The organism is Intrasporangium sp. Soil_C_50 (assembly GCF_057656595.1).
In genome coordinates this window covers 82,376-96,227 of the sequence record NZ_JBDGKB010000010.1, presented here as the reverse complement: position 1 = coordinate 96,227, position 13,852 = coordinate 82,376, and the positions used below count along the sequence as shown (strand labels likewise).

The window sequence follows — 13,852 nt, the reverse complement described above, 5'->3', positions numbered from 1 at the left end:
CAGAGCGGGCTCGATCAGGCCGCGGCGTACGGGTAGTCGGTGTAGCCCTCGGCGCCGCCGCCGTAGAACGTCTGCGGGTTCGGCTCGTTGAGCGGCAGTCCCTCGCGCCAGCGTCGGGCGAGGTCGGGGTTGGCCAGGAACGGGCGGCCGACGGCGACGAGGTCGGCGTCGTCGCGGGCGAGCACGTCCTCGACCTCCTCGAGGTCGGTGACGGCGCTGAAGCCGGTGTTGACGACGACCGGGCCGCCGAACCGCTGGCGCAGGTCGCGGACGAGGTCGGAGGCCGGGTCGGCCAGCACGCTGAGGTAGGCCAGGCCGAGCGGCGCGATGGCGTCGACGAGGTACCCGTAGGTGGCGGCGACGTCGGCGGCGTCCTCCTCGAGGACGCCCTGGATGTTGTGCGCCGGCGAGATGCGGATGCCGACGCGGTCGGCGCCGATGGCCTCGGCGACCGCACGGGCGACCTCGACGACGAGGCGGGCGCGGTTCTCCGGCGAGCCGCCGTACGCGTCGGTGCGGGTGTTGCTCGACGGCGCGAGGAACTGGTGCAGCAGGTAGCCGTTGGCGGCGTGGATCTCGACGCCGTCGAGGCCGGCCGCGCGGGCCTGGCGGGCGGCGTGCACGAAGTCGGCGACGATGCCGGGCACCTCGTCGGTCTCGAGGGCACGGGGCACCGGGTGCGGCTCCTGGCCGTTCGCCGTCACCATCTGCCCGGGCGCGGCGATGGCGCTCGGCGCGACGGACTCGAGGCCGTTCTTGTTCTCCGGGTGGGCGATCCGGCCGGCGTGCATGAGCTGGACGACGACGCGACCGCCCTCCTCGTGGACGGCGTCGGCGACGCGGCGCCAGCCGGCGACCTGCTCGTCGCTGTGGATGCCGGGGGTGTCGAGGTAGCCCTGGCCGACGGCGGAGGGCTGAGTGCCCTCGGTGACGATGAGGCCGGCGGACGCGCGCTGGCGGTAGTACTCGACGTTGAGGTCGGTGGGCACGCCGCCGGCACCCGCGCGGTTGCGCGTCAGCGGCGCCATGACGAACCGCTGGGGCAGGTCGAAGGCTCCGACCCGGATGCTCTCGAAGGCACGCGACATGGGGACAGCTCCTCGTTCGTTGACATTTCGACGATCGGTACGGTCGTGGGCAACGACGCGGCGCCGCCGGAACATTCCCGACACGCCGGGCGCAGTGGCGGGCGTCACGGACGGGGCGGACGGGGGCGGACGGGGGCGGACGGCGGCGGACGGGGGCGGACGGCGGCGCGGTGAGGCCCCGGCTCAGCCCGGGACGACGGCCAGCGCGACGACGCCGGTGAACGCCGCCCACAGCGCCAGGCCGGCCACGTTGACCCACGGGTGGTAGGTGACGGCGGCGACGACCTCGCGCAGGAAGGCGCTCGGCAGGAAGTACCAGGCGGTGGGGGCCGGGGTCAGGTCGGCGTCGATGCCGAGCCGACGGGTGAGGAGCGCGGCACGGCCGGCGTGGTAGTTCGACGTCACGACGCGCACGGGGCCCTGCACGCCGCGCTCGGCGAGCAGGCGCAGCGAGAGGACGAGGTTCTCCTCGGTCGTCGTGGCCCGGTCCTCGACGAGGATGCCGGCCGGGTCGACACCACGGTCGGCGAGGTAGGTCGTCATCGCGGCGCCCTCGGACATCGGCTCGTCCTCGCCCTGGCCCCCGGAGGGGACGAGCACCGGGCACCGGCCGCGGGCCTGCTCGGCGCGCAGCACGGACACCGCTGCATCGAGCCGGTTCGCGAGCAGACGGGGGATCTGCCCGTCCACGAGCCCGGACCCCAGCACGACGACGGCCGCCGGCGCGGCGCGCGGCCTGCGGCGCAGGTAGACGACGCAGTAGAGGAGGTAGCTGAGCATGACGAGGGCCGGGTAGCCGGGCAGGAGCAGGACGACCACGCCGAGCACCGCGAGCGGGCCGGCCCCCGGTCCGGGCGCGGAGCCGAACCACAGCAGGGCCACCCCGACCAGCGTCGCCCCCGTCATCGCGGCCCCGAGGAGGAAGGCGAGCAGGTTGCCGAGCGTGCGCCCCTCCCGCCGGACCATCCGCACCCCGTTGACGAGGAGGACCCCGCCGACGCCGAGGGCGAGCACCCAGGGCAGGGCCAGGACGACGACGTCACTGCGGTGCGTGCCGTCGAGGAGCGCGTCGAGGCGCTCGAGGACCAGGGCAGCAGCGGCCCAGGCGACGACCGTCAGGGCGACCCCGACCCGCCACCGGCGCGGCTCACGGCGCCTCCACGAGAGGGCGAGGACCAGCGCCACGAGGGCGACGAGCACGCCGGCGACGTCGAGAGGGACCCTCACGCCGTCGGACCCCATGCCGCGAGGTCGCTGCCGCCTCGGGCCCGGTCCGTCATGCCCCAACCCTACGGGCGACCGGTGGGCGAGACACAGCGGCCGATCGCCGCACCGGTCGGGGCCCGGCGGGCAGGATGGCGACGTGACGACGTCGTTGCCGGTGGTGGACGTGGTCGACGGTGTGGCGACGGTGCGCCTCGAGCGCCCGGACGCCGGCAACGCCCTCGACCTGCCGACCGCGCTCGCCCTGCGCGCGGCGGTGGCGCGACTCGCGGAGCTCGCGCACGCCGTCGGGCCGGACGCGCTGCGGTGCGTCGTGCTCCGCTCGACCGGCCGCGTCTTCTGCGCCGGCGGCGACGTCCGGGCCATGGCCGACGCGCCCGACCGGTCGGCGTTCGTCGCCGAGCTCGCCGGGGTGCTGCACGAGGCGCTGACCGGCCTGCGGACGCTGCCGGTACCGGTCGTCGCGGCGGTCCAGGGGCCGGCCGCCGGGGCCGGACTCGGTCTCGTGCTCGCCGCCGACGTGGTCGTGGCCTCGGAGCGGGCCACGTTCCTCGCCGCCTACGGCGCGGTGGGGCTCTCGCCCGACTGCGGCGTGTCGGCGCTGCTGCCGCTCGTCGTCGGCCCGCGAAGGGCCGCACTGCTCCTGCTCACCGGGCTGCGCATCGACGCGTCCACGGCGCTCGAGTGGGGGCTGGTCGGGCAGGTCTGTGCCGCCGACGATCTCGACGCCGGCGTCGAGTCCGTCGTGGCCGGGATCGTCGCCCAGCCCGCGATGGCCGTCGGCGAGGCGGCCCGCCTGCTCCGTGCCGCGCCCGACCGTCCGTACGCGGAGCAGCTGGCCGACGAGGCCGCGACGATCGGCCGCCTGTCGACGACCCCCGACGCCGACCGCCTGCTGCAGGCCTTCGGCGGCGACGCGTCAGGCCCCCACGACCACCCCACCGGGAACGCCGAGCCCACCGAGCCCACCGAGCCCAAGGAGCGCCCGTGAGCGTCACCACCTCGAGCACCGTCGACGACGTCGTGCGCCGCAGCGCCGCACGTCACCCCCACCGCACCGCCCTCGTCTTCGCCGACCGGACGTGGACGTACGCCGAGCTCGACGCGGCGGTGACGCGGGCCGCGGCGCACCTGCTGGCGCTCGGCCTCGCCCGAGGTGACCGGGTCGCGACCGTCGGGGTCAACTCCGACGCCTACCTGCTCGCCTTCCTCGGGTGCGCCCGTGCGGGGCTCGTCCACGTGCCCATCAACTACGCACTGACCGGGCCGGAGCTGCGCTACCTCCTGCGAGACTGCGGTGCACGGGTCGCGCTCGTCGACACCGGCCTGCGCGACGGCGTCGAGTCCGTCCGCGGCGACACGGCGATCGAGCAGGTGCTCGTCCTGCACGGCACCGGCGACGCCGTGCTCGATGCGTGGCGCGCCGGCGAGGTGCCCGAGCTCACCGTCCAGCGCGCCGACACCGACCTCGTGCAGCTGCTCTACACCTCGGGCACGACGAGCCTGCCCAAGGGCGCGATGATGACCCACCGGGCCCTCGTCCACGAGTACGTGTCGAGCATCGTCGGGCTCGACCTGCGCGAGGACGACGCGCCGCTGCACTCGATGCCGCTCTACCACTCGGCGCAGATGCACGTGTTCCTCCTGCCCTACCTCGCCGTCGGCGCGACCAACCACCTGCTGCCACGGCCGGACGTCGCGGAGATCCTGCGCCAGGTGGCGGCCCACGGGACCGGGTCGCTCTTCCTCGCCCCGACGGTCTGGGTGCCGCTGTCGAACCACCCCGACCTCGCGACCGCCGACCTGTCGTCGCTGCGCAAGGCCTACTACGGCGCGTCGATCATGCCCGGCCCGGTGCGCGACCGGCTCCGGGAGCGGCTGCCCGGGCTCGGCTTCTGGAACTGCTTCGGGCAGTCGGAGATCGGGCCGCTCGCGACGGTGCTGCGCCCGGAGGAGCACGACGAGCGCCCCGACGCGGCGGGCCGGACCGTGCTGTTCGTCGAGGCGCGGGTCGTCGACCCGGAGGGCCGCGACGTCGAGGTCGACGAGCCGGGCGAGCTGCTCTACCGCTCGCCGCAGCTGTGCACCGGCTACTGGGACAAGCCCGAGGCCACCGAGGAGGCCTTCCGCGACGGGTGGTTCCACTCCGGCGACCTCGTGCGTCGCGACGCGTCGGGCTACCTGACGGTGGTCGATCGGATCAAGGACGTCATCAACACCGGCGGCGTCATGGTCGCCTCCCGCGAGGTCGAGGACGCGCTCTACACGCACCCGGCCGTGGCGGAGGTGGCCGTCATCGCGACTCCCGACGAGCGCTGGATCGAGGCGATCACCGCGGTCGTCGTCGTCCGGGACGGCCACGAGGTGACGGCAGAGCAGCTCGTGGAGCACGCCCGCGGCTCGCTCGCCGGCTTCAAGCTGCCGAAACGCGTCCACTTCGTCGACGAGCTGCCCCGCAACCAGAGCGGCAAGCTGCTCAAGCGGGTCCTCCGCGACGACCTCGCCGAGGGGTAGCCCGAGGCACTGTCGACAGACGGCGCTGCGCTCCGACACGGGCTCGGGCGGCCACCGCAACGGCACGCACTCGGTGGACCGTCGCGGTCGGCGCTCTGACGCATCTCGTCGGCGACATGGCCACCGTGCAGGGGTGCCCGCTGTTCTGGCCGTTCCACCGGCACCGCTACAACTACGCCTCGCTCAGCACCGACCACGCCACGGAGCGCTTCCTCGTCGGGCCGGCGCTCTTCCTCGCCGCCGCCTGGCTGACCTTCTCGCTCGCCGGCGGCGTCGAGGTGCTGCTCCCGTCCATCGACGCGACGCTGGAGCTCGTCGGGGTCGGGTCGGCCGGCCACTGAGCCCGAGGTGCGATCGGCCTCAGTGGCTCGCGTCGGCGGCCTCGAGGTGCACGGCGAGGGCGTCGAGCGCGGTCGGCTCACACCCGGCGGCCCACGCCTCGTACGCGGACTCGCGGGCGGCGTCGTGCGCGTCGGGCTTGAGGGCGGCGATGACCGATGCCACCGCCTTGGCCTCGGCGCACTCGTCGTGCAGCCGCAACGTCGCCGGGTCGGGGTAGGCGGCGTCGGGGTCCAGGCCCCGGTCGCAGGCGGCGTCGAGGCGGCGTTCGAGCTCCCAGAGCCCGACGAGCTCGTCCATGCCGGGCCCGGCGGTCAGCCCGCCCCGCGCGACGTCGAGCGCGGTGCGGTCGTGGACGCCGGCCACCCCGCACGCGAGCCGCGCAGCCGCGAAGGCGAAGCGACGGGCGCCTCCGGCGGTCGCGGCACCGATGCGTGCGGTCAGCGCGGGCGCGACGGACTCGAGGCGATACGCCGGCACGGCGCCTCCCGGGGCGGACGGTGGGTCTGCGGACGACCCGGTACGTACCCGTTCGGGAGGGCCGGGCGTCACCCGGCCACGGTGGGCACCGTGGCACCCGGGCCACGGGAGCCCCGCCGGGAATACCCGTAGATCCACGGATGCGGCGCCGGCCCGCCGGCCCGTAGCGTCGAAAGACGGTCGCTGCGACAGCAGGGGGCGACATGAATGATGACCTGGTCCGCGCGGTGTACGAACGGTCGTACCGGCGCCTCGTGGCTCACTGCACCGCACTGTCGGGCAGCCGCTCCGAAGCCGAGGACATCGTGCAGCAGGCCTTCCTCGTCGCCGTCACCCACCGGGGCGACTTCGCCGAGGCCGCCGACAAGGAGGCCTGGCTCCGCGCGGTCACGCTGACGCTGCTGCGCCACCGCTGGCTCCGGGCCCGCGTCGTCGGGCGGGGCCGACCGGCCTTGCGGTCCGAGCCGAGCATCGACCTCGGCCCTGGGGTGCCCGAGGAGCACGCCGCCGTCGTCTACGCGCTGAGCCGGCTCAGCCTGCCGGTGCGCCTCGCCGTCGTCCTGCGGCACCTCGACGGCCTGGCCGTTGCCGAGATCGCCCGCGAGCTCGCCATCTCGGAGGGCACGGTCCGGGCGCGCCTGGCCCGGGCCCACAGCGAGATGGCCGCACACCTGAGCGACTTCGAGGCGGCGGCCCGTGTCTGACCTGACCGCTCTGGCGCGGGACACCGAGCGGTTCCTCGACCCGCCGCCCTTCGACGACATGATCGCGGCTCGGCGTCGCGCTCGCCGGCGAAGAGCGGTCCACGTCGTGGGGGCAGCAGTCACTGCCGTGCTCGCCTGCGTGCTCGGTGTCACGGCCCTCTCCCGGATGTCGGCGGCGCCGCTCGCGTCGGAGGACCTCTCGCGGCTCCTGCCCGCCTGGACCGCCGACGAGGTCCTCGGGAGCCCGGACGCCTTCGTCGTCACCCAGCTCCAGTCCCGCACGCGGTCGTCGACGGTCCTTCGGGTGTGGAAGCGCTGCGCGGCACCCCGGCCCGACCACGACTGCCTCGGGCGCGAGGCCATCGCCGTCTCCGACGAGGCCGGCCACCGCTTCGTCACGCTCGGAGCCGTGACCGGCTCCGCCCAGCAGCAGGACCTGGGCGACGACGGCCTGATCCGCGAGGTGGGTGCCGGAGTCTGGTACTGGGCGCACCAGCACCCCGGCCCCTACCTCGTCTCGGCGACCATGACCCAGCCGGTGGAGCTGGCGTTCAGGGAACGCCCCGTCAGCTACGGCTTCGGGGTGTCCAGCATCGAGTGTCCCGACCGGGTCGGCCTGTGCACGCTCGACCCGAACGCGCGCACCGTCGAGCGGCTCGTGCGTCCTGACCTGGCGGACACCCGGTGGGCCACCCCCACGGCCGATGGGTGCGGACTGTGGGCGCTGGCCGGCATCGGCGGCAACCTGCGCCTCGTCATCCAGCAGCGCGACGGCTCGTTCGCCACCGCCGACATCCCGGACGACGGCGCCCCTGCAGTCATGGCGGAGGGCGGGTCCGAGTGCGAGGTCGCCTACTACCAGAGCGTCGCCGCGGACCGGTACGAGCTCGTCGTCAGCCTCGACCAGGGCAGGACCTGGCAGAACCGCCAGGTGCCGCTGCCGCAGGTGTCCGGGTACGTCGAGGGCCGGCCCCGACTCAGGGTCCTGATCCCCCCGCAGTGGGAGGACCTGCCGCGATCCGCTCGCACGCTCGACCCGCCCGGGCCGCTCCAGCCCCTGTGACTCAGGACTGGGTCCGCAGGTACCGACCGAAGTGCGGGACGGTGAAGGCGATGAGGCCCCGTTCGCCGGAGTAGATGAGGCCCTTCTTGATGAGCGAGTCGCGGGCCGGGGACAGTGACTGCGGCTTGCGGCCGAGCACATCGGCCACGGCAGAGGTCGGTACCGCCTCGCGCTCCTCGGGGTGCGGATCCTCGTGCAGCGCAGCAGGTTCCGTGAGCGCGGCGTCGGCCATGGCCCGGAGGTATTCGCGCTCGGCCGGGGTGGCACGTTCGAAGCGCGATCCGAAGAACCCGACGGCGAGCTCGCTCTCGGCCTCCGGCACGGCGACCCGGATGTCCTGGGCGGTCACGGGCGAGGTGGGCGCGACGTCCCACACGACCTTGCCGTATGCCTGGATGAAGTACGGGTAGCCCGCGGTCACGGCGTACATCTCGTCGAGGGCGTCGGGCGTGAACGCGCAGCCCTCCTCGGCGGCCGGCCCGACGAGCGCGTGGTCGGCGGCCTCGCGCGGCAGCCGGTCGATCCGCGAGTAGCGGAACAACCGCTCGGAGTACGACTTCGACGCCGAGAGCACGGCCGGCAGGTGCGGCAGGCCCGCACCGACGACGATGACCGGCAGGCCCGACTGGGAGATCTCGTGGCACGCCGCGCACAGCGCCGAGACGTCGTCGGGATCGAGGTCCTGCATCTCGTCGATGAAGAAGGCGATGCCCTTGCCGACGTCGGCCGCGAGACCGCCGATGTCGGTGAACAGCTCGACGAGGTCGATCTCGATGTCCCCGCTGTCGGCCCGCCCCGAGACGGTGGGCACGTCGATGCCCGGCTGCCACCGGTCACGCAGCTTCGCGCCGGTCGGGTTGTCGCGCAGCGCGAAGGCCTTGATGGTGCCCAGCACCTGGTCGACGTCCTCGCCGCGGGGGTGCGCCAGCTCGCGGACGGCCTGGTGGGCGGCCGCCGCCAGGGGCCGGCGCAGCCGCTGGTCGGGGCGCGCCTCGAACTTGCCGGTGCCCCAGTCGGCCCGCACGGCCGAGGAGCGGAGGGCGTTGAGCAGCACGGTCTTGCCGACGCCACGCAGCCCGGTCAGCACGATGGATCGCTCGGAGCGCCCGCGGGCGATGCGCTCGAGGACGACGTCGAAGGTGCGCAGCTGCTCGTCGCGTCCGGCGAGCTCGGGCGGACGCTGGCCCGCGCCCGGTGCGTACGGGTTCGTGATCGGGTCCACGATCGGAGGCTATACGCGTCTCTACGGAAGACCGGAGACATCCGCATACGGGGCGAGAGCGTGTCGCCGCCGGATGCACGGTCTGCGAGCAATTGCCCGTCGTTAGAGGCGAATTCCACTGAAAACAGGGACAAAAAGGCGCCGTTCCGCACGGTCAGGGGTGGTCATGCGGAACGGCGCGCCTGTGACTATACGGCCTCCGGCGCCGGAATGGGTCACCGAACCCGGGTGATCTCGAATTTCTCGTCGGGATTCGCGATCGCGTCCTGCTCGGCGACGAGGAGCATCTCGTCGGAGCCCTCGGCATGGGTGCGCTCGAGGACGGCGTACATCGTGGCCGCGGTGCGTCGCAGCGCGACCTCGGGGCCGTCGGTGAGGTGGTGGGCGAGGAAGACCGCGGCCGTGACGTCGCCGCCTCCGCGGACCGTCATCGGCAGCATCGGCGTCGTGACGGTCCAGGCGCCGTCGCCGGTGACGCAGGCCATCTGGATCGAGTCCTCGGGGGTGTCGGCGGTGAGCGCGCTCGTCACGAGGACGACGTCCGGCCCCGAGTCGCGCAGGTGGTCCGCCGCGGCGAGGAGGTCGTCCTGGGTCTGCACCTTGCGGCCGGACAGGAACTCGAGCTCGAACTGGTTGGGCGTGACGATGTCGGCCTTGGGCACGACGTGGTCGCGCATGTACTCGGGGATGCCCTCGCGCACGAAGAAGCCGCGACCGACGTCACCCATGACGGGGTCGCAGCAGTAGATCGCCGCCGGGTTGGCCGCCTTGACGCGGGCGACGGCGTCGAGGACGACCTCGCCGACCGACTCGGCGCCCTGGTAGCCCGAGAGCACCGCGTCGATCGACGGGAAGGCGCCCCGCTCCTCGACGCCGGTGATGACCTCGGCGACGTCGGCCGGGGCGATGAGCGGGCCGCGGGTCGCGCCGTAGCCGGTGTGGTTGGAGAAGGTCACCGTGAGCACGGGGTAGACGTCGTGGCCGAGGCGCTGCAACGGGAAGACCGCGGCCGAGTTGCCGGCATGGCCGTACGCGACGTGGGACTGGATCGACAGGATCTTCACCCGCCTCACCCTAGTGCCTTGCACATCCTGGCTATTTCTAGTCATAATAGAACTATGTTGTGGCAGGTGGACCCGACCTCGAGCACCCCGCTCCACGTCCAGGTGGCCGCGTGCGTCCGTCGCGAGATGGCCGCCGGCCGGCTCGACCGCGGCGACCGGCTCCCCTCGGCCAAGGAGGTCGCCGGCCTGCTCGACGTCAACCTGCACACCGTGCTGCGCGCCTACCAGTCCCTGCGCGACGAGGGACTGATCGACCTCCGACGCGGCCGTGGCGCCGTCGTCAGCGCCGTCGACCCCGCGCCCGAGGCCCGCCTGCGCACGCTCGTCACCGAGCTCGTCACCGAGGCGCGACGCGTCGGCGCGACCCCTTCCGACCTGGCCCGACTCATCGAGAGCGAGTACTGACATGACCACCGCCCCCGGACCCGGCCACCTCGGCCACCCCGATCGGCGCCCCACCGCCGCGCTCGTCGCGAGCGCCCTCGTCGGTCCGGTCCTCGCCGTCGTCGGCGTCGCGCTGACGACGTCGGTGCGCGACGAGCTGCCCGCGAGCATCGCCGTGCACTGGGGCGTCGACGGCCAGCCGGACCGGTACGCGTCGATCGCGGGCGCCACCGTCACCGCCGCCGCCATGACCGCGCTGCTGCCGCTGCTGCTCGTCGGGCTCGGCGCTGCGGTGCACCGCAGCGGCCGCGGCCCGCTCGCCGGGCTCGCCGGCGCGCTCGCGGTCCTCCTCTTCGGCCTGACCTTCGGTGGGCTCACGTCGCAGCGCCCCGGCGTGCCGCCACAGGCCTTCCCGACCGCGTGGGTGGTACCGACGCTCGTCGGCGCCGTCGCGGTCGGGCTGGCGCTGTGGTGGTGGGGCCGCGTCGTGCCCCCGCCGCTCGACGCCACCCGCCCGCCGGTGCCGGCCGACGCCCCACGGCTCGCCGTGCCCGACACGACGCGCCTGGCCTGGACCGGCCGCGCCGCCCTGCCCGGCCGTGGAGTCGCGCTCGTGGTCGTCGTCGCGCTGCTCCCGCTGCTCGTCATCGCAATAGTCGGCCAGCCGTGGGTGCTGCTGCTCCTCGCCGCTCTCGTCGCCCTCCTCGTCGTGACGTGCTCGGCGCGGGTCGTCATCGACGCCGACGGGCTGCGCATCACGAGCCTGTTCGTCACGTGGGGCCGCGCGCCGCTCGCTCGCGTGGCCCGTGCGGACGTCACCACCGTGTCGCCGCTGCGCGAGTTCGGCGGGTGGGGCTGGCGCATCGGCCGCGACGGCCGGCGCGGGTTCGTCACCCGAGGGGGTGAGGCACTCATCGTCGAGCGCGTCGGCGAACCACCCGTGGTCGTCACGGTCGACGACGCGGCGGAGGCGGCCGCCGTCCTCAACACCCTCGCGACCCGCGTCTCCTGACCTGCTGCCACCTTGGCCGGCCACCCGCTCCGCCGTGTCACGATGAGGGCATGAGCATCCCGACGACGACCGTGTCCGAGCTGCCCGACGACGCCGTCATGGTCGACGTGCGCGAGCCCGCCGAGTGGGAGGCCGGCCACGCCCCGAACGCCGTCCACATCCCGCTCGGTGAGCTGCCGGCGCGCCTCGGCGAGCTGCCCGACTCCGACGACACCGTCGGCATCGTGTGCCGCATGGGCGGGCGCTCGGCCCGCGCCGTGCAGTGGCTCGTCATGCAGGGGTACGACGTCGCCAACGTCGAGGGCGGCATGCTCGAGTGGGAGCGGGCCGGCAAGTCGGTCGTCGCCGACGGCGACGCCCGGATCATCTGAGGGGTCGGGAGCAGCACCATGGTCGACGCGTCCGCACCGGACCCGAGGCACGACGCGTCGCGCGACCCCAACCCCGACCCGACGTCCGACGAGTGGTCGGCCTGGCTGCCCCACCTCGACCCTCCGGACGCCCCCGCACCGGGGACCGCGGCAGCCCCGGAGACCCCCCTAAACTCCGAGACGCCGGAGGCGCCACCCACGGCGACCACGCCGCCGCCGCCACCTCCGCCCTCCCTGCCCCACCTGCCGCACCTGCCGCCGCCGCCGCCGTCGAGACCTCCCCAGTCCTCGTTCAGCATCACCGTCACGCCACTGGGAGGACGCAGCTACAGCACCGGCTGGAGCTACGGCGCCGGTCGGCCCGCCCCTGCCCTCTCGCCCGGCCAGCCGCCGACCTACCTCGGCCTGGCCCTGCTGGCCCTGGTGTTCTTCGCGGTCCCGTTCGGGCTCGTGGCGCTCATCCGGTCGCTGCAGGTGACGCCGCACTGGGCCGCCGGACGGTACGAGCAGGCGCGAGCGGCGTCTCGGTCGGCCCGGCGCTGGTCGATCGCCGCGATCGTCGCGATCCCCTGCGCGTTCCTGCTCTTCGGCACGCTCAACGGGATCGCGATGCTCGCCGGGCGCTGACCGCGGCGCCCTGACGCGTCAGGACTCCGGCAGCGCCAGGGACCCGGTGCACACGAGGGTGTCCGCCGCAGGCGCCGCGACCGGGGTCTCGAGGACGCCCTCGACCGCCGCGGACGGGCGCATCGGGCTGCCCGCCGGGCCCACCTGCACGCAGAAGGAGAACGAGCCGGCCGCGGCCGGCAGGGGCTCGGACGGGGCCGTGAAGTCGGCACCGGGGACGGCGCGCGTTAGCGGCGTCGGCACGAAGGCGCGTCCGGTCAGCGTGCCCCCCGCGGGAAGGCTGCGCACCCCGATCGTCGGCGCCGCGGCGAACCGCACGTTCGGCGCCGTGGCGAACCCCTGCTTGCTGACCCGGACCGTGCCCTCGTGGGCGTAGACCCACGCGTGCTCGCGGTCGACGTCCGGCGGCAGTGTTGCCGAGCCGAGCGAGGCGGGCACGACGTCGACCGCGGCGAGCGGCGCCGAGCCGGTGTTCGACACCGTGTACTCGACGACGACGCCCGGCTCGGCCTTGATACCGCTGCCCGTGGCCGGCGAACCCGGAGCCACGGTCGCGACGAGTCGCACGTCGCCCGACGTGCCCGTGGCCTCGCTCACGCCGCCCGACCCGGCGGAGCCGCTGCCGGAGGGGGCCGGCATCGTCCCGCCGACGACGGTCGAGCCGATGGAGGAGCCGGAGCCCGGGGAGGCCGCGCTGCCGCAGGACGCGAGGGCGAGGGCGGCGAGCGCTGCAGCTGCGACGGGCACGAGGGCGGTGGAGGGGGCGCGACGGATCGGCTTCATGACGGTGGAGACAACCACGCGAGGCGAAACGTTGCACTCCGGACGAACCCGGCCTTCGAACCAGGCCTTCGAACCCGGCCCCACCCCGGGTCGGGAGCGGCGTCGCGTCAGGGGGTCACTTGAGCAGCCGGGACATCCGCCGGTCGGCGAGCGGCTTGCCGCCGGTCTGGCACGTGGCGCAGTACTGCAGCGAGGTGTCGGCGAAGGACACCTCGCGCACGACGTCACCACATTCGGGGCAGGCCTCGCCGGTGCGGGCGTGCACGCGCATGCCGGCGCGCTTGGCGTCCTTGAGCTCCTTGGCCGGCTTGCCCGACGCCGTGGCGACGGCCGCGGTCAGCGTGTCGCGCAGCGCGGCGTAGAGCCGGTCGACGACCTCGGGGGCCAGCGACCCCGCGATGGCGAAGGGGCTGATCTTCGCGACGTGCAGGACCTCGTCGGAGTAGGCGTTGCCGACGCCGGCGATGACCTCCTGGTCGCGCAGCAGGCCCTTGATCTGGGTGCGGCGCCCCTCGAGGATCTGCCCGAACCGCTCGCGGGTGAAGTCGTCGGCGAGGGGGTCGGGGCCCAGGCGGGCGATGCCGGGGACCTCCGAGGGGTCGCGGACGATGTAGGCGGCGAGGGACTTCTTCGTGCCGGCCTCGGTCAGGTCGAAGCCCGAGCCGTCGGACAGGCGCACCCGCAGCGCGATCGGCGACTTGCCCGGACGCAGGACGGTCTCGGGCAGGTGGTCGGACCACCGCAGCCAGCCGGCCCGGGCCAGGTGGAACACGAGGTGCGTGCCGTCGACGTCGAGGTCGAGGAACTTGCCGTGCCGGTGGACGCCGTCGACCGGGGCGCCCTCGAGCGCCTGCGGCGGCGGGTCGAACGTCTTGAGGACGCTGAACGAGGCGAGCTCGACCTTCGTGACGGCAAGGCCGTCCGTGCGCTCGGCGAGGAAGTCGACGAGCGCCTGCACCTCGGGCAGCTCGGGCATG

At 74.2% G+C, this 13,852-nt stretch carries 15 protein-coding genes and 1 pseudogene; 9 read left to right on the top strand and 7 right to left on the bottom strand.

Annotated features, from left to right (window positions below; genetic code table 11):
- Positions 1 to 14 precede the first annotated feature (14 nt).
- Complete coding sequence (locus AC3A5R_RS17635; RefSeq protein ID WP_487622067.1) at positions 15 to 1,088, bottom strand: alkene reductase; 1,074 nt, start codon at positions 1,086 to 1,088, stop codon at positions 15 to 17.
- 183 nt (positions 1,089 to 1,271) lie between these two features.
- Positions 1,272 to 2,315, bottom strand: coding sequence for a YdcF family protein (locus tag AC3A5R_RS17630; RefSeq protein WP_487622066.1), 1,044 nt, complete (start codon positions 2,313 to 2,315; stop codon positions 1,272 to 1,274).
- 136 nt (positions 2,316 to 2,451) lie between these two features.
- Here AC3A5R_RS17630 and AC3A5R_RS17625 point away from each other — a divergent pair, with 136 nt between their 5' ends.
- From AC3A5R_RS17625 to AC3A5R_RS17615, 3 genes and pseudogenes are all read left to right on the top strand, one after another.
- Positions 2,452 to 3,303 carry an enoyl-CoA hydratase/isomerase family protein gene (locus tag AC3A5R_RS17625; protein WP_487622065.1) on the top strand — a complete coding sequence of 284 codons (852 nt, stop codon included), beginning with the start codon at positions 2,452 to 2,454 and terminating at the stop codon, positions 3,301 to 3,303.
- Entirely contained in the window at positions 3,300 to 4,826 is a 1,527-nt protein-coding gene (locus tag AC3A5R_RS17620; RefSeq protein ID WP_487622064.1) for a fatty acyl-CoA synthetase, read from the top strand. The genes AC3A5R_RS17625 and AC3A5R_RS17620 overlap by 4 nt, the downstream gene beginning before the upstream one ends.
- Positions 4,827 to 4,900: 74 nt before the next feature.
- Positions 4,901 to 5,167: pseudogene (locus AC3A5R_RS17615) on the top strand (metal-dependent hydrolase); the annotation flags it as partial.
- Between the two features lie 19 nt (positions 5,168 to 5,186).
- Here AC3A5R_RS17615 and AC3A5R_RS17610 read toward each other — a convergent pair.
- Positions 5,187 to 5,645 (bottom strand): hypothetical protein, encoded by a 459-nt coding sequence (locus tag AC3A5R_RS17610; RefSeq protein WP_487622063.1) that lies wholly within the window; start codon positions 5,643 to 5,645, stop codon positions 5,187 to 5,189.
- 203 nt (positions 5,646 to 5,848) lie between these two features.
- On the opposite strand from AC3A5R_RS17610, the gene AC3A5R_RS17605 reads away from it, so the two are divergent.
- Complete coding sequence (locus tag AC3A5R_RS17605) at positions 5,849 to 6,349, top strand: RNA polymerase sigma factor (protein WP_487622062.1); 501 nt, start codon at positions 5,849 to 5,851, stop codon at positions 6,347 to 6,349.
- Positions 6,342 to 7,412 (top strand): hypothetical protein, encoded by a 1,071-nt coding sequence (locus AC3A5R_RS17600; RefSeq protein WP_487622061.1) that lies wholly within the window; start codon positions 6,342 to 6,344, stop codon positions 7,410 to 7,412. Before AC3A5R_RS17605 ends, AC3A5R_RS17600 begins: the two co-directional genes overlap by 8 nt.
- Before the next feature lies 1 nt (position 7,413).
- Here the strand turns inward: AC3A5R_RS17600 and AC3A5R_RS17595 are convergent, their stop codons facing one another.
- Positions 7,414 to 8,634, bottom strand: coding sequence for an ATP-binding protein (locus AC3A5R_RS17595; protein WP_487622060.1), 1,221 nt, complete (start codon positions 8,632 to 8,634; stop codon positions 7,414 to 7,416).
- Between the two features lie 215 nt (positions 8,635 to 8,849).
- Complete coding sequence (gene pdxY / locus AC3A5R_RS17590) at positions 8,850 to 9,698, bottom strand: pyridoxal kinase PdxY (RefSeq protein ID WP_487622059.1); 849 nt, start codon at positions 9,696 to 9,698, stop codon at positions 8,850 to 8,852.
- Positions 9,699 to 9,752: 54 nt separating this feature from the next.
- Between pdxY and AC3A5R_RS17585 the strand changes: the two genes are divergently transcribed.
- The 4 genes from AC3A5R_RS17585 to AC3A5R_RS17570 are packed head-to-tail and all read left to right on the top strand — an operon-like array spanning position 9,753 to position 12,092.
- Positions 9,753 to 10,103: a GntR family transcriptional regulator gene (locus AC3A5R_RS17585; RefSeq protein ID WP_487622058.1), complete on the top strand. Its 351-nt coding sequence runs from the start codon at positions 9,753 to 9,755 to the stop codon at positions 10,101 to 10,103.
- Between the two features lies 1 nt (position 10,104).
- A complete protein-coding gene (locus AC3A5R_RS17580) occupies positions 10,105 to 11,094 on the top strand; it encodes a DUF1648 domain-containing protein (protein ID WP_487622057.1) in 990 nt (329 codons plus the stop codon).
- Positions 11,095 to 11,144: 50 nt separating this feature from the next.
- The gene (locus tag AC3A5R_RS17575) at positions 11,145 to 11,465 is read left to right on the top strand and encodes a rhodanese-like domain-containing protein (protein ID WP_487622056.1); all 321 of its coding nucleotides are present in this window, start codon (positions 11,145 to 11,147) and stop codon (positions 11,463 to 11,465) included.
- Between the two features lie 18 nt (positions 11,466 to 11,483).
- Entirely contained in the window at positions 11,484 to 12,092 is a 609-nt protein-coding gene (locus AC3A5R_RS17570; protein WP_487622055.1) for a CD225/dispanin family protein, read from the top strand.
- An 18-nt stretch (positions 12,093 to 12,110) separates the two neighbouring features.
- Here the strand turns inward: AC3A5R_RS17570 and AC3A5R_RS17565 are convergent, their stop codons facing one another.
- Complete coding sequence (locus tag AC3A5R_RS17565) at positions 12,111 to 12,893, bottom strand: hypothetical protein (protein WP_487622054.1); 783 nt, start codon at positions 12,891 to 12,893, stop codon at positions 12,111 to 12,113.
- 97 nt (positions 12,894 to 12,990) lie between these two features.
- The gene (locus AC3A5R_RS17560) at positions 12,991 to 13,851 is read right to left on the bottom strand and encodes an Fpg/Nei family DNA glycosylase (RefSeq protein WP_487622053.1); all 861 of its coding nucleotides are present in this window, start codon (positions 13,849 to 13,851) and stop codon (positions 12,991 to 12,993) included.
- Between the last annotated feature and the right edge of the window lies 1 nt (position 13,852).

Bases quoted from the DNA above. Each gene is read 5' to 3' on its own strand.
- AC3A5R_RS17585 (WP_487622058.1), top strand. From the start codon at position 9,753: ATGTTGTGGCAGGTGGACCCGACCTCGAGCACCCCGCTCCACGTCCAG.
- AC3A5R_RS17560 (WP_487622053.1), bottom strand. From the start codon at position 13,851: ATGCCCGAGCTGCCCGAGGTGCAGGCGCTCGTCGACTTCCTCGCCGAG.
- AC3A5R_RS17635 (WP_487622067.1), bottom strand. From the start codon at position 1,088: ATGTCGCGTGCCTTCGAGAGCATCCGGGTCGGAGCCTTCGACCTGCCC.
- AC3A5R_RS17605 (WP_487622062.1), top strand. From the start codon at position 5,849: ATGAATGATGACCTGGTCCGCGCGGTGTACGAACGGTCGTACCGGCGC.
- AC3A5R_RS17575 (WP_487622056.1), top strand. From the start codon at position 11,145: ATGAGCATCCCGACGACGACCGTGTCCGAGCTGCCCGACGACGCCGTC.
- AC3A5R_RS17570 (WP_487622055.1), top strand. From the start codon at position 11,484: ATGGTCGACGCGTCCGCACCGGACCCGAGGCACGACGCGTCGCGCGAC.
- AC3A5R_RS17580 (WP_487622057.1), top strand. From the start codon at position 10,105: ATGACCACCGCCCCCGGACCCGGCCACCTCGGCCACCCCGATCGGCGC.